Source organism: Xenorhabdus taiwanensis (assembly GCF_036512875.1).
GTDB lineage: Bacteria > Pseudomonadota > Gammaproteobacteria > Enterobacterales > Enterobacteriaceae > Xenorhabdus > Xenorhabdus taiwanensis.
Genome location: NZ_AP028978.1, coordinates 3,442,874 through 3,461,423 on the forward strand (window position 1 = coordinate 3,442,874; position 18,550 = coordinate 3,461,423).

Annotated in this window: 21 protein-coding genes; 4 read left to right on the plus strand and 17 right to left on the minus strand. The window is 43.5% G+C overall.

Features of this window, described 5'->3' with window-relative positions; all coding sequences use genetic code 11:
- The 17 genes from ACE1SE_RS16080 to ACE1SE_RS16165 all read right to left on the minus strand — a co-directional run bounded on the left by ACE1SE_RS16080 (position 1) and on the right by ACE1SE_RS16165 (position 12,949).
- Positions 1-360, minus strand: a complete 360-nt coding sequence (locus ACE1SE_RS16080; protein WP_074019010.1) for a phage terminase small subunit P27 family — start codon at positions 358-360, stop codon at positions 1-3.
- A gap of 128 nt (positions 361-488) precedes the next feature.
- Entirely contained in the window at positions 489-641 is a 153-nt protein-coding gene (locus tag ACE1SE_RS16085; RefSeq protein WP_374051718.1) for a hypothetical protein, read from the minus strand.
- Positions 634-1,071 (minus strand): HNH endonuclease, encoded by a 438-nt coding sequence (locus tag ACE1SE_RS16090; RefSeq protein WP_374051719.1) that lies wholly within the window; start codon positions 1,069-1,071, stop codon positions 634-636. Before ACE1SE_RS16090 ends, ACE1SE_RS16085 begins: the two co-directional genes overlap by 8 nt.
- Positions 1,071-1,373 (minus strand): head-tail connector protein, encoded by a 303-nt coding sequence (locus tag ACE1SE_RS16095; protein ID WP_374051720.1) that lies wholly within the window; start codon positions 1,371-1,373, stop codon positions 1,071-1,073. Before ACE1SE_RS16095 ends, ACE1SE_RS16090 begins: the two co-directional genes overlap by 1 nt.
- On the minus strand, positions 1,366-2,583 hold the full coding sequence (locus tag ACE1SE_RS16100; protein ID WP_374051721.1) for a phage portal protein: 1,218 nt from the start codon (positions 2,581-2,583) through the stop codon (positions 1,366-1,368). Before ACE1SE_RS16100 ends, ACE1SE_RS16095 begins: the two co-directional genes overlap by 8 nt.
- Before the next feature lie 2 nt (positions 2,584-2,585).
- The gene (locus ACE1SE_RS16105) at positions 2,586-3,131 is read right to left on the minus strand and encodes an HK97 family phage prohead protease (RefSeq protein ID WP_374051722.1); all 546 of its coding nucleotides are present in this window, start codon (positions 3,129-3,131) and stop codon (positions 2,586-2,588) included.
- A gap of 44 nt (positions 3,132-3,175) precedes the next feature.
- A complete protein-coding gene (locus ACE1SE_RS16110; protein ID WP_374051723.1) occupies positions 3,176-4,327 on the minus strand; it encodes a phage major capsid protein in 1,152 nt (383 codons plus the stop codon).
- A gap of 232 nt (positions 4,328-4,559) precedes the next feature.
- A complete protein-coding gene (locus ACE1SE_RS16115) occupies positions 4,560-4,814 on the minus strand; it encodes a hypothetical protein (RefSeq protein WP_374051724.1) in 255 nt (84 codons plus the stop codon).
- 20 nt (positions 4,815-4,834) lie between these two features.
- A complete protein-coding gene (locus tag ACE1SE_RS16120; protein ID WP_374051725.1) occupies positions 4,835-5,068 on the minus strand; it encodes a hypothetical protein in 234 nt (77 codons plus the stop codon).
- Positions 5,069-5,561: 493 nt separating this feature from the next.
- Positions 5,562-8,276, minus strand: a complete 2,715-nt coding sequence (locus ACE1SE_RS16125; protein WP_374051726.1) for a DUF927 domain-containing protein — start codon at positions 8,274-8,276, stop codon at positions 5,562-5,564.
- Positions 8,270-8,575: a hypothetical protein gene (locus ACE1SE_RS16130; protein ID WP_374051727.1), complete on the minus strand. Its 306-nt coding sequence runs from the start codon at positions 8,573-8,575 to the stop codon at positions 8,270-8,272. The genes ACE1SE_RS16125 and ACE1SE_RS16130 overlap by 7 nt, the downstream gene beginning before the upstream one ends.
- 2 nt (positions 8,576-8,577) lie before the next feature.
- Positions 8,578-8,748: a DUF4222 domain-containing protein gene (locus ACE1SE_RS16135; RefSeq protein WP_374051728.1), complete on the minus strand. Its 171-nt coding sequence runs from the start codon at positions 8,746-8,748 to the stop codon at positions 8,578-8,580.
- Positions 8,741-9,829 carry a hypothetical protein gene (locus tag ACE1SE_RS18895; protein ID WP_445082106.1) on the minus strand — a complete coding sequence of 363 codons (1,089 nt, stop codon included), beginning with the start codon at positions 9,827-9,829 and terminating at the stop codon, positions 8,741-8,743. The genes ACE1SE_RS16135 and ACE1SE_RS18895 overlap by 8 nt, the downstream gene beginning before the upstream one ends.
- Before the next feature lie 92 nt (positions 9,830-9,921).
- The gene (locus tag ACE1SE_RS16150) at positions 9,922-10,437 is read right to left on the minus strand and encodes a hypothetical protein (RefSeq protein ID WP_374051730.1); all 516 of its coding nucleotides are present in this window, start codon (positions 10,435-10,437) and stop codon (positions 9,922-9,924) included.
- An 18-nt stretch (positions 10,438-10,455) separates the two neighbouring features.
- Complete coding sequence (locus ACE1SE_RS16155) at positions 10,456-10,737, minus strand: helix-turn-helix transcriptional regulator (RefSeq protein ID WP_374051731.1); 282 nt, start codon at positions 10,735-10,737, stop codon at positions 10,456-10,458.
- 151 nt (positions 10,738-10,888) lie between these two features.
- Positions 10,889-11,722, minus strand: a complete 834-nt coding sequence (locus ACE1SE_RS16160) for a hypothetical protein (protein ID WP_374051732.1) — start codon at positions 11,720-11,722, stop codon at positions 10,889-10,891.
- Between the two features lie 12 nt (positions 11,723-11,734).
- Positions 11,735-12,949: a tyrosine-type recombinase/integrase gene (locus ACE1SE_RS16165; protein ID WP_374051733.1), complete on the minus strand. Its 1,215-nt coding sequence runs from the start codon at positions 12,947-12,949 to the stop codon at positions 11,735-11,737.
- Positions 12,950-13,413: 464 nt separating this feature from the next.
- On the opposite strand from ACE1SE_RS16165, the gene ACE1SE_RS16170 reads away from it, so the two are divergent.
- From ACE1SE_RS16170 to xni, 4 genes are all read left to right on the plus strand, one after another.
- On the plus strand, positions 13,414-15,105 hold the full coding sequence (locus ACE1SE_RS16170) for a cholesterol oxidase substrate-binding domain-containing protein (protein WP_374051734.1): 1,692 nt from the start codon (positions 13,414-13,416) through the stop codon (positions 15,103-15,105).
- Positions 15,106-15,360: 255 nt separating this feature from the next.
- Positions 15,361-16,206, plus strand: coding sequence for an NADPH-dependent 7-cyano-7-deazaguanine reductase QueF (gene queF / locus ACE1SE_RS16175; protein ID WP_374051735.1), 846 nt, complete (start codon positions 15,361-15,363; stop codon positions 16,204-16,206).
- Between the two features lie 113 nt (positions 16,207-16,319).
- Complete coding sequence (gene ppnN, locus ACE1SE_RS16180; RefSeq protein ID WP_374051736.1) at positions 16,320-17,687, plus strand: nucleotide 5'-monophosphate nucleosidase PpnN; 1,368 nt, start codon at positions 16,320-16,322, stop codon at positions 17,685-17,687.
- A gap of 72 nt (positions 17,688-17,759) precedes the next feature.
- Entirely contained in the window at positions 17,760-18,515 is a 756-nt protein-coding gene (gene xni / locus ACE1SE_RS16185) for a flap endonuclease Xni (protein ID WP_374051737.1), read from the plus strand.
- Positions 18,516-18,550: the final 35 nt, after the last annotated feature.

Genomic DNA, 18,550 nt, shown 5'->3' on the forward strand with positions numbered 1-18,550 from the left:
TCAGGCCATCAGCACATCTAAATCATCAGGTTCATCGCTTTCTACCGGATTTCGGCGGCGGGATACCGGATCAAAGCCCAACAGTGAGGACATCTTTATCATGATTTTCTCGGCATCGGCCTTCGCTTTCAGTGATGGGTTACTGGTCGCTGCACCGCGTGAACCTTCCACCGCGAACCCGCGCACTTCAATGTCTTCAACGGCTTTGCGGTAAATTGCATAGTTGACGCAATAGAGTTCTAAGTTGTTCCAGTCCGCTGGGCTGAGATCTTCCCGCTCATTGAGAATTTTGGCTTTTGACTTCCATTGTTGCGCAGCGATATCATTTAAATACTCAGGGGGTTTGGGTGCTCTTGCCATAATCTATTGTTTCCTATGAAGTTACTGCTATTGAAAAAAGTGCCGTGCATAAAAATTCGAGGGGGCGGCGGTGCCACAAAGCGGGGCGGTTGTCATTTTTGATGCCCCTACCCCCTCTGTACGCTTCCCTAACGATTCCGAAAGCATTCCATTAACTCCCTATCACGTTGCGTCTTACGCCTCGCTGTAGGCTTCTCAGGCGCAATCTGATTTTGTTGTCGGTAAGGTTCACTGTGCTTTAATAGCCCTTTAACTAACTGTTCTGCCTCTGCTTTATTCATGTTGATACATCCAGTCATTGCGCCTTGCTGCCTCGGCTTCCTGCTCACGGTAAGCACCCTGTTTGCGCTTCTGTTTGGTTATCGGGTCTTGTTTAAATGTCTTAGTGTTATGGCAGCTATGGCATAGGGATTGATGATTGGAGGCAGGCCAGAACAGCACATCACTACCGCCATTGATGGGGATAATGTGATCAACAACCGTTGCCGGTGTGTAGTTGTCCTGCTTCAAGCAATGCACACACAGTGGGTTAGCCTTGAGGAATTGCAGGCGGTATTTATCCCATGCTGGCGTATAGCCACGTTCACGCCTTGAACCCCGTTGCTTGTCCTGCTGTCGGTTAATCTCTCGGCGGTGCTGCTCACAGCGTCCTGATTTCACCCGTTGATTACAACCGGGATAAGTACAGCGCTTTAACGGGTGCCACGGCATCAGTACACTCCTACATCACGATAGACAGACCATAATGATTTAATGGTAAAAGGCACTTCTTTGAGTTCTGCATCTACCGCCATCGAACGAGTTTCATACAGCAAACCGATATAGAGCAAACAGCCGACTTTGATCGCCGGGCTGAATACCAAGCCTTCATCAAAGCGCTTGCCGATATGTTGCTGACAGACTTCTAAGGCAGCCTCGGTATAACCTTGAAGCAAGGTATCTTCTAACGTATCACTTTTATCTATCCGGCAATGCTGCTTGATTTCATCCAATGTCATGAGGGGGTTACTCATCTTTCACCTCTGTTTTTTTAATACTGACCTCTTGTTTCCATGCTTGGCTGAATTCATCGCCCCCTTCACGGGGGGATAAGCCTTCCCGTTCACGGGCTTCATTCGGGCACATCACACCGGACTTAATCGCCGTCTCATAACTCTGGAAGCGTTCTTTCGGATTGGCGCGCAGTAGGTCAGCGGTATCAAATTCCACCTGATAGCGAATGCCTTTTGTGGGTGAGTTCAGCAATAAAGCGGATTTGATTTGCTGCTCAAAGTTAGTCAGCCACGGGCGCATAGTGATTGTCAGAAAAGCCCGTGATGCCTCACTAAAGTTACTGTAGGTGCTGTTCGAATACTCTTGCAGAAAGATAGGACTAACGTTGAACATACGGGCGATATCTTCAATGGTGAAACGACGGGAGGCCAGCCACTCCGCATCCTGATTGCTCATGCCTAATTGCTGGTATTCCATCCCGCCCTCAAGAATGGGCGTTTTGCCAGCATTACGGGCACCTTTGTAACGTTCGAGGGCTTCCAGTGCCTTATTGCCCTTGAGTCCATCCAGCCAGTCAGCGGATTTAATCACGCCAGCCGCCATCATGCCGTCTTTCATAATGCTTGCGCCGTGGCGCTGTTGTGCCAGCCCTAAGCCCAATGTCTCACGGCAAATAGTGACAGGCGAGCGACCAAGAAAGCCATCTTCCGTGGCATAGCGTAAATGCAAGATTTCTTCCTGTAGGTAGGTCTTTACCTTGCCGCTATAAGGTTCGGTGATGGTATAGGCGAACCGGTGATCGGATAATCGTTGTGGTACAACCGCTGACGGTGGGTAAGGGTGCAACGATTGTGGCTGACCATCTTTTCCCCAGACTATCACGGCATAGGCATTGCCATTCAGTAAACAATGGCGCATCAGGGTTCGCTTAAACTGAAAGGGCGTCTGGCAGTCATTCGGGCATTCATTGAGCAAATAATCCACGGGGTGATCACTGAGCCACTCGCGGGACTCTTTGCCGTTCTGGTGCCGAACCCGATACAGGTAACAAGGCATGGTGGCTACCGCTTCACTAATCACCGTGGCGGCATTCATCACCGCGGGCAGGCCTTCGGCTGTAGACGGTGAAACATGCTCCCCTGATTTGGTGTTAGGTACGCCTGCCAGAGAAAGAAACTCATCAATGGTCATGCTGCGCTTTTCTGGGGCTTTTCGCTTAAAAGGCCACATAATCACACCTCGGACAGTTGCAGCCAGTAATGACGCAAATCAGCATTGTTGGGCTTAACCCTATTCAGCGAACGCTTGGCGATCTCTACGCCACTTTCAGGGTAGGCGGGCAGACTGGTGATGGTGATTTCCCGTAATTCAGCTTCTAAGACGGTTCTGATATAAGGTTCTTGACCAATATCCCATTGATCTTTAATGGCACGAAAACCAAAGGACATGCCGGAAATATCACCCCGTTCAACCAGTGCCAGTACATCACGCCCCAATTGGGTATCAGGCGGGGTTAACTCAAAGCGTAATCCGGTGGCATCTTCGGCAAGCTGCAATGTACCAGACGTGGTACGGCCTAACAGGTTCATGTGATCATGTTCATACAATGCTCGAACATCAGTATTTGCCGTTAAGCTGGCACTAAACGCATTCGGGGCAAACTGTTCGACAAACTCATCCCACAAGACTTGTGATCGGCTGTTCCACTTAATCACATAACCGGTCAGTTTTTTATCACTGGCAGAAAGTGATGCTGTTCTTAATTCAATATCATTCATTCGATAGACTCCAAGACTAAAAAGGGGCGTTGTGCCCCTCTTGCTTATTTACTGGCTGTTTTCACTTCCAGTACCTTGATGGCGTTGGAGTCCACCAGCCCACCGCCTAAATATTTGTCGGAGTGCACCTTATAAAATCCCGGCTCGGTGATATTGTCAGGACGAGTACGGGTGCCGGTTTCATGGTCAACGATGAAGTAACCGCGTTTGAAGTCGCCCAGACCAATGAGGCTATCGGGCATAAATTCGAGGTAATGCACAGGCAAACCCAGCAACATATCAGGATCACCGGCTTGCAGACGTTCGCGCCAGATATAGTCCCCGTTACCGTTTTTCAGCTTCTGTACCTGAGCCGCCGTTGTTGAGTTCATCACCCACACCGCATTCTTACGGTATTTGTTCCTGAGCAGGAATTTCAGGTCAATCAGGCTATCGGCTTCAAGGCGGGTTGCTTCCAGCTTTTGCAGGGTGCCAAAAGTGCGTACCTTATCGGCTTGGGTATCACGGGGATAAGACAGAAAGCCTTTTGCTTTCTTGCTACCATCACCACTCACAAGATCCGTTTCTTCGGTATCGACGAAGGTATCGGCAATCTCAGAGGTCAACCAGCCCAAGATATCCACATCGCTAAAGTCGATGATTTCTTGGGTAGTCTTAGGATAGGCGTAGATAGGAAACAGCTTGATGCTCACTTCTTCCATCTTCGGTGTCGCCGTCTCACCGCGTGCCTTGCCTTCTTCCCCGTGGGCTACAGCGGCGCCACCGACCGAAACCAACTGTTTATATTCGTTGCTGCGTGTGGTCTTGATGGTACAGATTCGGCGCATGACCGACTCATCAGCCAATTGCTGCATGATCTGTTTGTTCAGTTCCGGGATAACGGTATAGCCGCCCTCTGAGGGGACGCCCGTAGACAAGGTGCGGGTTTCTCCGGTCAGAATATAGTGGCGCAGTTCGTCATTACTGAGTGTTTCATTGGCAGGCTGGTTCTTGGCCTGATTGCGTTCTTCATCAGATAATGCCTCATAACGGGCTATTTCGGCATTGAGTGAATCAGACTGAGTGCGCAGTTCGTCAAACTGTTTTGCTTCATCGGCATTAAGAGAGCGTTTTTCGTCTTCGGCTTTGGTGAGCAGTGAGCGCATTTGTTGGGTTAAATCGGCTTTCTGTTGGCGCAATTCGAGTAATTTCTTCATGGTGCCTCTGCATGTAGGTTAAGGGTTTGCTGTCATGCAGGTTCGGGGGAAAGCGGTAGCTGTCTGAGAACTACCGCTTTGAGGAGAGACTACGGAGTTATTGAAGTCAGAACGTACCTACACGTATCAGCAATCACTATTTAACACCATGAAAAATAATAAAAAAGACCTCGTGATAGGAGGTCTAAACAAGGGGAAACATGAGGACGGAATATTTACAAATCTTTACTCATTAAATATACCGTTTGTCATGTTCCGGCATTTGCTCGCGCTGTTCCTGTAAATAGGTGATAAGCATATCAAGCTGTTCTTTGCTTGCTGCAAACCGCCGCCCTGTAAAATCATCAACTAATAAGCCGTGACCTTCCACAAATAAAAAATGCCCCGCTTCAAGGTGATATCTGTAATCTTTAAGAGCCATTGTCTCCAGACTTTCCAACTGACGGTCGTCAAGAAACTCGTTACGCAGTGTTTTTATATCACTCATATTTGATTTCCCTTGTATAATTATTGTTCATCTTTATATATTGTTACTTGGAAAGTTTCTAACGCCTCTACTATTCCTCGAATATTCATCGCTAACTCATCTCGTGCTGCGGTCTTCATGAATGCGGCTATAAGCTCTGGGTGCTGTTTGGCATACCCTTCACCGAGCAAACTATCTATTTCTTTGACTGCTCTTTCCATCCAGTACGCCGCTGTGCCTGCTGCTTGTCTTTCAATCGTTGAAGCATCTAACATAGCGTCCTCCATTGGGGTTAATCGTTGCTCAAATTAAATGAGTACCCTTTTCGCAAAAAATCTATATATAGATAGGCGAATAGGGGTTGTCTCGGTTGTCTCAGTTGTCTCAATTAGACCAATGCATTGATTTTAAATGATTTAATTATTTTTTCTGAGACAACTTAGCTATGTTGGGTTGTCTCAATTTCTCGTTCTTCCGATAGAAAAAATAACATCCATTTGATTAATAAAGATTTAATTTGATTTTATAGGTTGTCTCAACTCTCCTTTTTGGTTGTCTCAGTAAAAAAATAGCCTGCCAAAGATAAGATTATTTTTATTTTCTGGGTTGTCTCAAAATGCCCCTAAGTTGTCTCAAAATAGGGTTAAGTTGTCTCAGGGTTGTCTCAGGAATAGATACTTTTTTATATAAATATTATATAGTTAACTATTTTATATCTCCTTTGAGACAACCGAGACAACCTATAAACAGGTTTTCGTGATGTGGTATTTATTCCTCTTCATCCGGTATAAACATCATCACATAAGCCCGTTGTTGCGTGTTCCCTAAGTGCCTCAAACGGGGCGTTCTGCCCTGATAACCCTTTCCTTTGGCAGGCTTCTTTAACATTCCAATGGTGGCTAATGCGGCTGCGAATGATTCCGGGTTAAATCCTTTCGCCATTTCCTCCTTAAATGCCGATGGTAGGGTATAGAAAATAACAGGGGCATCATCATGTCCGCTTTTTTTCTCCCGATAACCCGCTAAATCACGGATAGGCAAATCCCGATCATCGTAGGGCAAGGGGGCATAGCGGCTCATTCCGTAGGTATTCAGGAATGCCGTTGCCCGCTCCACTATCTGCTCAATTTCTTTGTTGCCCGTTCCGAATTCCGCTAACCAGACATTGAAAACTGCTTGTACCGTATCGCGGCAATCCTGCTCACTCCAGCCAGTGACAACATGCCCCATAAGTAACGCAGCTTCGATAGCGGCAAAGCGATCACTTGCCCGATGTACCTGTTCGCCATAGCTGGACGGGATTAACTTACTCCAGCGCTTTTGTGCGGTTCTGTAGGCTTCCATTGCTTCGGTTTTATGGTGAGAAAGATATTCAATCCAATAACGCCCGGCTACACCATAGTTGGCCCTGCAATTGATTTTGATTGAGTCAGCGTGTTCTTTCCCTGTTTCGCACTCGTGTAACTCTGTAGCGCGTTCTATTGGGATATTGAGCAAACGCACTAATTGCCCAGCATTAATTTTCACAGCTCCATTTAAGAGGAAAGTTTCAATATCTTTCTCGCCGGTACTAATAGCAACAGTTCGCCAACTTTCCATCGGTCGGTTGCCGCCATCTTTCGCACCTTGTATCTTGCCTTTGCCGTTAAACAACGTATAAGCCGACTTGTAGACGTGCTTCGGATCTGTCCCTTGTCCGATTTCATCGAGATACAAAAGCCCGTCGTTGTGTGCTACCGCTTCATTGGCAATGCCATATTCTGTGCCGTACCACGTTAAACGCTGCAAATCAGGATGACCATATAAACTGGCTGCCATGTCAGCAGAGGTGCTTTTCCCTGCGGTGGACTGGGCATAGAAATGAATACCAAAGCTGTCAGCCTGTGTAATACCTGTCATGGGGGCGGCTAAGGCTGTCCCTATCGCAAACATCATGAAGATATTGCCGTTAGCTAACCGGGCTACATCATTTCGCCAGTTCTCAACCGTTCCGCTCATTTGATACGCAGCGGCGGCGGCACTTTGCCCATTAAATAAAACCGGTTGCTCAGGTTTTCCGATAATAGAACCGTCTGGCATGATGTATGCGCCTTTATGCCAGCCCGATTTACGGGTAATACTCCATTCCTCACCAAAATCACGCCTAAGCAACCAATCTGAAAGTGTTTGCCTCAATGTGGGTTTTGTCGTGACGAGTAACCCGGCATTTTTCATTGCCCGCCAGCCTTCGCGCTCTCCCACGTCTCCCATAGGTATGGAAATAACCTGAATATTTTTCTTTTTCCACTCAATAATCAGATACTCTTGCTCTAAGTCGTTTACACCTTTAATAACACGCTTAATCGGGTTAGAGAGCCATTGCTCATGGTTGATAATTTCGCCGCTCTCTTTGTCCACTTTTGGCGCAACATGGAAAATCCCATTCTTACGTACATCAATAAACGGTTTTAGCGGATCACGCTCTTTCGCCCGATGTTCGTCCAGATTGATAACTACAGATTTTGATACTGACATTTTCTCACCTACTTGATACAACCCTTCACTGAATGCCTGCTTTGCTGCCTCAATACCGTGCTGCTGGCGATAATCGTCCCAATCAGCCTTATGTTCTGTTGGCGGTAATGTGATCCACCCGTCGATAGCTTTGGCTGTCTTCTCTGCTGTAATCTTGCCCACGTTCTTCTTGGGTTTGCCCTTGTCGTCTAATTCACCCAATTCATGCCAATCATTGTCAGCCGCCAGAATGATTTTTGCTGTCGGCCACCGCTCCCTGACCTGTTTAGCCACAGTCGGTAAATTTCCTTCATCAATGGCAGCCAGTACCCAGCCCTCATACAATTGGCTCACCGTTAACGCCGTTGCATAGCCTTCCGTAATGATGATCGTGTCTGGTGTTCCGATTACTGGTGATAAGGGGATAAAACTTCCCTTTTTCTGCGTACCAGAGACAAGGCGCCTTTCACCGTTCGGCTTGATAATCTGAGCGCCAGTGATTGTGCCGTCCAGTGCCTGAATGACCAGTACTAAAGAACCGTCTTTTAGTAGTTTCTGATTGGGGCACTCCAGCCCCTTTTTGGTCAGATAATCAGATTGTCCGATAGTGGATTGAGCCACCAGCTTGTTCACTTTCTCGGTTATTGGAGGAGCCTCCGATTTTAGCGCCTCCTTTCTGGCAGGCTGGGGTTCAGGCAAGGGAAGCAATAAAGCATCAGAAACCATCTTTGCGGCCTCAGTGATCGTTATCCCTTTGCTTCTTACCAGTAAATCAAAGCCATCGCCGTGATTCGGGTTATCACACTGGCGACAATGCCAGTCACCGTTACCGTGATCGTCTATGAAGTGAAAACGGTCAGTACCGCCACAGATAGGGCAAGCACCATGCTTACCCTTTGCTGGAACATCCACCCCACAAGCAGACAATAAACCTTGCCATTGCCCTTGCGCCGCTGCTTTCACCGACCGAATATCAATATGACTTACCATTTTGGGAATCCCTCGCGGTGATGGATTTCAAACTGAGCGTTTTGCTGCGTGTCATTCAGGGCTTCGGCAATTCGGGGCAGGTACATCAGGGCTTCACCGATACGGCGTAAATCGCGTCTGGCCTGCTCATTCGAATAATCCTCATTATCCGTTGACCAGAAAGCCAATTCACCCATTGCAGACATCGCCGCCATCACTGCACTGCATGCACCTTCTGACTCCATACGCAGTTCTTTTAACATTTTTGTGTCCAGCGCTTCAAAATCGTGACGTACCAAATGGTTGTAAATATCAGACATGATCATGCTCTCCCTGCGTAGGTGTATTCGTTAGTGAAACGGCTTAATGGCATGGTGCACGGGGTGTGATAACCATCACGGACAAAGGTCACACGGTTAAAGGCCACTGATAGCACCTGTACTGCTTCCCCGTTCTTGTGGGTGTAATAGTCATGAGGTTCGGGGTTACGCATGGTTCACCCCCTGAACGGTAGACATATCGCTACAGTTGAAAGGGGTATCGATACTGATATCCCACGCCTGACGGGAAACAAATATCAGGGAAGAGATGCCAGCCAGTAGACGGGCTTCACCTTCACTATCCGCCAGTACAGTAATCAGGCGTACAGGGTGAATATCCACCAGCCGCTGATTGCCCGATGCAATTAGGAATGTAAATTTAAGGCGAGTTTGGTTATGCTGTTGTATAGCCATAATCGTTACTCCGGTTAACGGTTGTTGGTCAGACGCCTCGATAGTGTTTGCCGCACTTCGGGGCGTTGCTATTTTTACCCTCACATCGATGAAGGTGTTTAAATACATTACGCCATAATGTTTAAACACGTCAAGAGGAATTTGTTTAAACACTTTCGGAATTTTGTTCAATGGTGTATCTTTATAAGTGTTAAAACACTTTTTTGAGATGAGGCATATGGCAACAGGGCATAAAAACAACAAATCAGGATACAAAGGAATTCGTTTCCCCCATGAACTAATCGAAGAAATAAACGATAGTGTGGAGGCGAGTAAGCCTTCTAACTCAAGTGCTAATTTTTCTGCATGGGTTATTGATGCCTGCGAACGGAAACTCAAATCAGAAAAACGCAAAGCCAAAGCATCATCTGAGCAATAACTAACCATCGGACAATAAGTCCGGAGGTTGACTGACCCGAAATAATCATAGTAGTTAACTAATTGATTTAGCTCATGACGCAAAGATGCGTGATCCCAAAGGGTAGCATTCGCCGTGCTATCCTTTTCTTTTTGTGACTGACTCAATGACGGTCGCAAAGTTTGTGCGTCGCTAAAAGCTCCGTGCAGATTATGACCAGACTGCATATTTGCAGTGTGATTAAATATCAATGAGTTAAGTAACCACCCCGAAATAATCGGGTAGCCTCCCAAACTGAGGACTTCGAAAGAATCAATGGGTTGCCGTGGGTGTCCGAAAATATTCGTATACCCATCAGCGAAATATTTCTCCGATTGGAACTGAGCGAAAAGTTTCTCTGAGTGACCAGCCAAAGTGAGGACTACGGTATTCTTCGAGGTCACTGAGTTAATGACCTCGACAATAGGACTCCTTAACCTCAAGGAGTCACCAGCAATAATTGGATAACTTAAAGTTATAGAATTAAGTCCCTGCATCACTTAACCCCTCGCAACTCTATTCCTTTTGCCGTGTAACCCTGAACTCGCACACCTTCGACACGGTGGCGTTTTTTAGTCAAGAAGCGAATGTGATCGGCATAGACATAGAGCCACTGACCATCTACAGCAATGCGCTTAAATGTTCTGATTGGTCGTTTACTGTACTGGACAAAAGGAATAAACTTATTGATTTTATTATCTTTATTGGTCGACACCCCCTTGTCATTACCTGTCACGCGATAGAGCCAGAATCGCTGTTCTTTACCTGTGAGCTTTTTCGTTCTAACTGGCACATAACCAGCCTTACGCATCGCTAAACTAAACTCCGCATCATTCTTGTAATATTGGCGACGTAACTCATTTGATACAGAGACAGCGAAACTTTGTTTAGTCCATATCTCTATCCATTGACTCACTAATTCAATTGGCAACCCATTGACTAATATTCCGCTAGTCTGATTTTGGGCGTAGGTAAGCCCCTGACCATTTAAGGCCATATTTTTAGATGTCATATTTTTACCCTGTCTTAATTAATTTGACTTTCGGCTATAGGGGTTATTTACGTTCTCTACTGTTGGTGGGTTACGCACCCAATGGAGCAGATCACTGAGCAACCAAGCACAGGAATTGCGGCCTAATGGCTTACGGGCTGGGAAGCGGCCTTCATTTTCCAGTTTCCATGCTGACGTTCTGGAAATAGAGGTGATGTGCTGGCGTTCTTTTTCACGGATAAGACGATCATAAGGTTCACCATATTCGGAAAGGATAGAGCGGCGTTCTTCTGGCGTAGGAGTTGTATATTGAATAGTCATGTTACCCTCACTGTTTAGTTGTTTTTGTGAGGTTATGGTATTAAGAAAAAATATTAATTTATACGGCTTATAACTACTAGAAAGGTTATTCTAATACATTAGAAAGGGTGTGCTAATATTAAAATACCCTTTCTAATCGTTAGAATGGGTATTAAGAGTGAGGTAGCTTTAACGCTTTGCTTATATATTCAGCCATCTTTTCATCTGATACTGGCGCTTTACAATCTGGAAATAGTCGAACTTCTCTTTTCTTAATTTGCTTTGCCCACGCTGAAAAATTGTATCTACCGTCCTTATGTCTACATTTTTCATTAAATAGTTCAGAATCTTCTTCTTTAAAGCAAAATGCAGCGCTGATAACTTCTAATTTATTTTTTGAATGTCTTTCTGTTGTGGGATGAATTTTAGGTAATATTTCATTATTCTCTTTTTTGATTATTTCACCTCCGTTATTTAGTTTTTCCAGTTCGATATCGGTGACAATAAGATCTGATGTATCTATAAAGAAATCATCCTTCATAGTTATCACCATTGGGGTTATGCTTTCACCAAAATCAATCATCCTAATTTCTCTTGGTAAATTTAATGTTTTTACATTTATTTTATTGCCTTTAATTAAAGGTATTTCATTTTTACTAATTGATTCATCAATTATTGCAAAAGTATAACAAATATCTAAAAGAGATATATTAGAATTGGAATTAACGATAAGATCATCAACTGGTTTTTCTACCATTGCTTTTACATAACCAAAATTGTTTTGATATCTAGCCATTGCAGCGGGAGTTTTTCTATTGTTAATTAATTCTTGAAATGATGGATGAATTGAAACGCAAAAGTCCTCAATAGTTGTTATATCATTTATTTTCACACACAATTCTAATCTGTTAGTAGCCGCGTAATGTATGAAATTTTCTACAGATAAATCTTTATTCGAATTAATTAAAGATTCAATTCTATAATAATATCTCTTTGGTAAAGCCATACGTCACCCTTATTATTTTGCTTTTAATATAACCACATTCTCATAATTACCCGCCAATACATCCAGTCTCTCACACCACTTGTTTAAAGCATCGAGCTTCTCTGGTAGGTATTGGCTCTTGTTGTATATAGCCATGATGCCCGGTAAAATATGGCCTAAAAGCAGATCAACAATATGTGGAGCTACTTTCATATCATTTAATTTTGTGGAAAAGGTTCGTCTTAAATCATGCAAAGACCATCCATCATCATGCTTTAGTTTTTTCCATATGTTTCTACCATATTCTGATACTGTTTCAGCGTCTTTAATTTCCCCTAAGATGTAATCACTTTTATTATTTTTATAAATAAGTTCTTCTAATAATGGTTTCATGCATTCAGGTATCGGACGAATAATCCTTTCACCTGTCTTGCTATTTTCTTTTGGAACAGTCCATAGCATGGAATTAAAATTCCATTCTGAACATTTAGATAACCTGATCTCTCTTGTACGACAACCAAATACAATTAAAATTTTCAACAAATTATTATAATAAGGTAGGTAACTACCTATATTTATAGATTTCCATAATTGACCAAGTTCATTATCTTCTAAATATCGCTGCCCTTTATTCTGTTTTTTTCCAACATCCTGAATAGTTAAATCATCCAATACGTGGCTAATTGCATACCTTCTTACCCGACAAAATTTCAGGGCTTGCTTGCACAATTGAAGTATACCTCCAGCAGATACCGGAGCTTCCTTTTTCATTTTATCAAAGCATTGCAGCCAATATATTATTTCACAGTCAGATAATGCCATTTCGCCAATATGAGGGTAAATATGCTTTTTTAATTGAAGAATAAGGGCATCAATATTTACCCGATTTTCTCTGCCATAGTGTTCTATCCAATACTCGATAGCATCTTTTACAGTGACTGGTTTTAATGATTCCTGCATAGTTAAGCTAAACTGTAACTTTGGATCTTTACCAGAAGCCAACCAGTTACGGCATTTATCCCGCGTTTCACGGGCTTGCTTGAGAGGCATATCAGGATAGCGTCCAATGGTAAGGCGGTTTAGCTTCTTGCCATCAAGTCGGTATGTAAAGACCCAACTAATACCACCGACTTTAGATGCTTTTGCACTCAATCCAGCACCATCGGCAAAAAATTCAATATTGTCCCTTTCTTTTCCGTGTAGGGTTTTGAGTTTTTTGTCACTGAGCTTGTTTAGTTCTGCGGCCATGATCACCCAAGATCTTTATACAAATGTTTATATACAGTGTGGCGTAAGAGTGAGTAAACGTCAATAAACACTGGAACAATATACAGATGAATAAAATATTAATTATTTGATTTTTATATAAAAATAATAATCATAAGCAAACGCCAAAACATAAAATTGATATATCATCCACATTTTCAGGCTTTATAAGGGTGATGTTACCATCTATCTCAATGAATTATAAAATTTATCATGGATTTTTATTTTATATCCTATATATTTCGAATTAAAAAATGCAAGTTATAACATTATCAAATAAATAGTAGATATATTTTTACATCGATTATTTATCAATTTATAGTATTAACCGCCCACTCAAATAATAACCTGCATTTCATTTTCATAAAACAATCCTTAACAAATAAATATATTTTTGAATATATTAAAAAGTCATCCCTACAAATTAAAAACCAAGGAAATAGAATATGCCATCACTCGACCCAATGAAACAAGAAAATATTTCTTTACAAAAAGAGACAGTTAGCGAAATAAAATATGACTTACCCAATTTTCCCAAAGAAGTCATCTGGAAAATGATCAACTTTAAAAATTGGTCAGGAGAAATTTGTGCCAATAATATACCCTGTTGCATACCGAAAACGATTGAAGAGGTGATTAACGTTGTCAATTGGGCATGGAAAGAGAATTATACATTAAGACCTATCGGACAATCACATAATTGGTCACCACTCATATTGGAATCAGGGAAAAATTTCAAGAATCACATTATGTTAATGGATCTTTCCTCGCATTTCACCCATGTTAATATCGAGCATCGTGCTCAATTTTCTATAGTGACTGCACAAACTGGCGTATTGATGGAAACATTAATGACCCAAATGGAAGAACAAGAATTGGGCTTTACTGCCACCCCTGCTCCTGGTGATTTAACACTTGGTGCAGTTCTCGCAATAAACGGGCACGGAACTGCCATTAAAGCCGTTGACGAAATTCCACTGGCTGGGCATATATTTGGCTCTCTGAGTAATACGATATTATCCCTCTCTGCTGTTGTATGGGATAAAGAAACTCAGCAATATATTGTTAAACGTTTTGAACGAGATGACCCTGATTGTGCCCCTCTATTAGCGCATATTGGTTGTGCCCTGATTTTAGAAGTACAATTTCAGGCAGGTAAAAATCAACGCCTTCGCTGTCAAAGTTTCACCGATATCCCAGCAGATGAGTTATTTTCTCAGCCGGAAAATGTAAAAGAAAAACGGACTTTTAGTTATTTTCTGGATAAAAGTGGTCGGGCTGAAATCATTTTATTCCCCTTTACCAAAGTACCGTGGCTAAAAGTCTGGAGTGTCGCGCCAACTAAACCTGCTTCCAGTATTGAAGTTAACGCCCCCTATAACTACCCATTTTCCGATAATATTTCCTCAACCCTATCGGATATCGTGGATAGTATTCTTACTGATTTACCGGAGATAACGCCTCTTTTCTGTGAGATACAATATCAACTGATAAATGCAGCCTTGCAAAACGATGGAAAAGATATCTGGGGTTGGAGTAAAAACTTGTTGTTATATGTCAAACCAACCACATTACGTGTTACAGCAAATGGTTATGCAGTATTAACACAACGTGCAAATATCCAGCTTGTGCTGAATAAATTTTATACCCAATGGCAGAAATTAATACAACACTATGCAGACCAAGAGAAATATCCCATTAATGGCCCGCTTGAAGTTAGGGTCACTGGGTTAGATGATCCTGCTGAAGTGATGCATACAGGAGCAACCGTTCCCAGCTTATCCGCTATTCGTCCCCGTTCGGATCATCCAGAATGGGATGTCGCCGTTTGGCTTGATGTCTTAACCTTTCCAAAAACTTCCTATTCCATTGAATTTTGCCACCAATTTGAACAATGGCTATTCAACGAATTTGATGGTTCTTATGCCTCTGCTCGTGTCGAATGGAGTAAAGGTTGGGCTTATGGCTCTAACACCGCATGGGAGGATAAGGAAGTATTAACCAAAACCATCCCTGCATCATTTACGGATGGTTTGCCTGCTGATAATAACTGGGCTTCAACCGTTTCAGCATTACAGAAGCACGATCCACACCACATATTTAGATCGCCATTATTGGATACCTTGTTTTCTAATTAACCGCTTTCTGACTTAGAAAAACTCTAATAAATAGCAGATATAGAAATATATTTGCTATTTAAATTCAATAATACTGATATTTACTCAGCCCATCACGTCAATAATATCGACAATGACGTTGGTTCAGTGAGCCTGAGTGATTATGCGCAATAAAAATACGAATCATCATGATTCCTTGATATAGTACAGATAATTTTAGTCACCAAGGCGCTAAGACTATCTGAATGTAAGATTTTTTAGCCTTAAGGAATCCTAATGTCTTTATATCAAGATAATCACGCTCTTTCCCAACTCACATTGGGTAAACCAACCCCCTACCGCGATAACTATGATCCTACTTTATTACAAGCGGTTCCCCGCAGTATGAACCGCGAGCCACTTGGGCTGTTTCCTGATAATCTCCCTTTTCATGGTGCAGATATCTGGACCATGTACGAACTCTCCTGGCTCAACGCACGCGGCGTTCCTCAAGTTGCCATCGGTCATGTCAGCTTAGATGCAGCCAGTGAAAACCTTATCGAATCAAAAAGCTTTAAACTTTATCTAAACAGCTTGAACCAGACTCGCTTTGCTGATTGGGAAACAGTACAGAAAACCTTGCAACAAGATTTATCTGCTTGTGCCAATGGCAACATTGAGGTTGTTCTGCATCCCCTGCACGATTTCAACCAACAACCAATTGGCGAATTTGCAGGAAAATGCATCGATAATCAGGATATTGATATTGATGATTATCAATTCAATCGCGATTACCTTAACAACGCAGCAACTGGTCCTGTTGTTGAGGAAACTCTGGTTAGTCATTTGCTAAAATCAAACTGCCTGATCACCAACCAGCCCGATTGGGGATCGGTTATGATCCGCTATCAAGGCGCAAAAATCGATCAAGAAAAACTATTGCGCTATTTAGTTTCTTTCCGGCATCACAATGAATTTCACGAACAATGTGTCGAGCGCATATTCAATGATGTAATGACATTATGTGCGCCTGAAAAACTCACTGTTTATGCCCGCTATACCCGTCGGGGAGGATTGGATATCAATCCGTGGCGCAGTAACGAAGCGTTTATTCCAACAACTGGAAGGTTAGCCCGCCAATAATCGAAATAACCTGATGAGTGGCCGCGAGCTAAACGGTTGGATGAAGTCAGCTATACCCAATAGGGTGTAAATCATTACTGAGGAATCCCCACAAGGGGTAAAAGGAGTCATTCTTGATTACACATGTCAATCCATTAGGATCAATGGATTTACTCTCTCAGCTTGAAGTAGATATGCTTAAGCGTACCGCAAGCAGTGATTTATACCGCCTTTTCCGTAACTGTTCACTGGCGGTTCTCAATTCAGGTAGTCAAATAGATAGCAGTAAGGAATTACTCTCAAAATATCAAAATTTTGATATCAACGTACTGCGCAGAGAACGTGGCGTAAAGCTGAAACTCATTAATCCCCCCGAAGAAGCTTTCGTTGATGGAAAAATCATCCGTTCTCTGCAAGCCAATCTTTTTGCAGTACTGCGCGATATTTTGTTTGTCCACGGGCAAATTACCGATGCACAGAAAACACATAATCTGGATATGGGAAATGGTATGCACATTACCAATACTATTTTCTCTATCCTTCGCAACGCCAAGGCACTGCATATCTCAGAAGAGCCGAATATGATTGTTTGTTGGGGCGGCCATTCCATCAATGAGAAAGAGTACTTGTATGGGCGCAGGGTAGGCAATGAGCTTGGATTACGTGAACTGAATATCTGTACGGGTTGTGGTCCTGGTGCAATGGAAGCACCGATGAAAGGCGCCGCAGTAGGACATGCCCAGCAAAATTACAAAAAAAGTCGTTTTATCGGCATCACAGAACCTTCAATTATTGCGGCAGAGCCACCTAATCCGCTGGTGAATGAACTAATCATCATGCCTGATATTGAAAAACGTCTGGAAGCTTTTGTCCGTATCGCCCATGGCATCATTATCTTCCCCGGCGGAGTGGGAACGGCAGAAGAATTGCTGTATTTGTTGTCTATCCTGATGCATCCTGAAAACAAAAATCAGGTTCTGCCGCTGGTTCTGACTGGCCCCAAAGAGAGCGCCAATTACTTTCAGGTGCTGGATGAATTTATCGTTAATACTCTGGGGGAACAGGCTCGCAATCACTATCACATTATTGTGGATGCCCCTTCAGAAGTCGCACGTATAATGAAAAAAGCCATGCCGAAGGTCAAAGAGAAGCGCCGCGCGACCGGAGATGCTTATAGCTTCAACTGGTCACTGAAAATCAGCTCTGATCTACAATCTCCGTTCACTCCAACCCATGAAAACATGGCTGACTTAAATTTATACCCAAACCAGCCATCGGAAAAACTTGCCTCAGCACTGCGACGCGCATTTTCTGGTATTGTGGCAGGCAATGTCAAAGAAGTGGGTATTCACGCCATAGAAAAACATGGGGCATTCAGGATCCACGGCGATGCAGATATCATGCATCGCATGGATAATCTCCTGCAAGATTTTATCGAGCAAGATCGCATGAAACTCCCTGGAGGCGCTGCTTATGAACCCTGTTATGAGATAATCAAATAAATCGCGGATACCTTTGCTCAATTCAATGAGGCTGATGCCAGGGAATAGCTCCATGGATGGAATATAACGACCATGATACACCTTTTGATTGTAGACGCCTTAAACCTGATTCGACGTATTCATGCAGTACAAGGAAGCCCTTGTATTCCGGCCTGTGAACATGCGTTAAAACAGTTAATCACCCATGCATCCCCCACCCACGCTGTTGCGGTATTCGAGGAAGATGGTCGCAACCATAGCTGGCGCCACCACCTTTTCCCTGATTACAAAGCAGGCCGCTCTGCCATGCCAGACAACTTACAACAAGAATTGCCCTTAATTAAACAGGCATTTAATGCGTTGGGAGTCGCTTGCTGGCACGCACAAGGGCATGAAGCGGATGATTTAGCCGCAACACTGGCAACAAAAGTTGCTCACAGCGGGCATAATGTCACCATCGTTTCAACGGATAAGGGCTATTGCCAGCTCCTTTCTGCCAATATTCAAATTCGGGATTACTTCCAAAAGCGCTGGCTGGATCTGCCTTTTGTCCACCAGGAGTTTGGCGTTGAACCTAACCAACTTCCCGACTATTGGGGGCTTGCAGGTATTAGCAGCAGTAAAATTCCCGGCATTCAGGGAATTGGCCCCAAAACCGCGGCCACCCTGCTGCAACAAGCAGGTTCACTGGATAATTTATTCCAGAATCTGGACGCCCAGCCAGATAAATGGCGAAAAAAATTGGAGTCTCACAAAGAAATAGCTTACATCAGCCGTGAAATTGCTTCGTTAAGAACTGATTTGTCTCTACAGGGTAATTTGCAGCAATTGCGACTTATTAATCGATAAACCCTAGCGCTTTCTATCGGTGTACGTGTGTGATA

What these genes read in the sequence shown, in the direction of transcription:
- ACE1SE_RS16080 (WP_074019010.1), bottom strand. Translation starts at nt 360, where the DNA reads ATGGCAAGAGCACCCAAACCCCCTGAGTATTTAAATGATATCGCTGCG.
- ACE1SE_RS16085 (WP_374051718.1), bottom strand. Translation starts at nt 641, where the DNA reads ATGAATAAAGCAGAGGCAGAACAGTTAGTTAAAGGGCTATTAAAGCAC.
- ACE1SE_RS16090 (WP_374051719.1), bottom strand. Translation starts at nt 1,071, where the DNA reads ATGCCGTGGCACCCGTTAAAGCGCTGTACTTATCCCGGTTGTAATCAA.
- ACE1SE_RS16095 (WP_374051720.1), bottom strand. Translation starts at nt 1,373, where the DNA reads ATGAGTAACCCCCTCATGACATTGGATGAAATCAAGCAGCATTGCCGG.
- ACE1SE_RS16100 (WP_374051721.1), bottom strand. Translation starts at nt 2,583, where the DNA reads ATGTGGCCTTTTAAGCGAAAAGCCCCAGAAAAGCGCAGCATGACCATT.
- ACE1SE_RS16105 (WP_374051722.1), bottom strand. Translation starts at nt 3,131, where the DNA reads ATGAATGATATTGAATTAAGAACAGCATCACTTTCTGCCAGTGATAAA.
- ACE1SE_RS16110 (WP_374051723.1), bottom strand. Translation starts at nt 4,327, where the DNA reads ATGAAGAAATTACTCGAATTGCGCCAACAGAAAGCCGATTTAACCCAA.
- ACE1SE_RS16115 (WP_374051724.1), bottom strand. Translation starts at nt 4,814, where the DNA reads ATGAGTGATATAAAAACACTGCGTAACGAGTTTCTTGACGACCGTCAG.
- ACE1SE_RS16120 (WP_374051725.1), bottom strand. Translation starts at nt 5,068, where the DNA reads ATGTTAGATGCTTCAACGATTGAAAGACAAGCAGCAGGCACAGCGGCG.
- ACE1SE_RS16125 (WP_374051726.1), bottom strand. Translation starts at nt 8,276, where the DNA reads ATGGTAAGTCATATTGATATTCGGTCGGTGAAAGCAGCGGCGCAAGGG.
- ACE1SE_RS16130 (WP_374051727.1), bottom strand. Translation starts at nt 8,575, where the DNA reads ATGTCTGATATTTACAACCATTTGGTACGTCACGATTTTGAAGCGCTG.
- ACE1SE_RS16135 (WP_374051728.1), bottom strand. Translation starts at nt 8,748, where the DNA reads ATGCGTAACCCCGAACCTCATGACTATTACACCCACAAGAACGGGGAA.
- ACE1SE_RS16150 (WP_374051730.1), bottom strand. Translation starts at nt 10,437, where the DNA reads ATGACATCTAAAAATATGGCCTTAAATGGTCAGGGGCTTACCTACGCC.
- ACE1SE_RS16155 (WP_374051731.1), bottom strand. Translation starts at nt 10,737, where the DNA reads ATGACTATTCAATATACAACTCCTACGCCAGAAGAACGCCGCTCTATC.
- ACE1SE_RS16160 (WP_374051732.1), bottom strand. Translation starts at nt 11,722, where the DNA reads ATGGCTTTACCAAAGAGATATTATTATAGAATTGAATCTTTAATTAAT.
- ACE1SE_RS16165 (WP_374051733.1), bottom strand. Translation starts at nt 12,949, where the DNA reads ATGGCCGCAGAACTAAACAAGCTCAGTGACAAAAAACTCAAAACCCTA.
- ACE1SE_RS16170 (WP_374051734.1), top strand. Translation starts at nt 13,414, where the DNA reads ATGCCATCACTCGACCCAATGAAACAAGAAAATATTTCTTTACAAAAA.
- queF (WP_374051735.1), top strand. Translation starts at nt 15,361, where the DNA reads ATGTCTTTATATCAAGATAATCACGCTCTTTCCCAACTCACATTGGGT.
- xni (WP_374051737.1), top strand. Translation starts at nt 17,760, where the DNA reads ATGATACACCTTTTGATTGTAGACGCCTTAAACCTGATTCGACGTATT.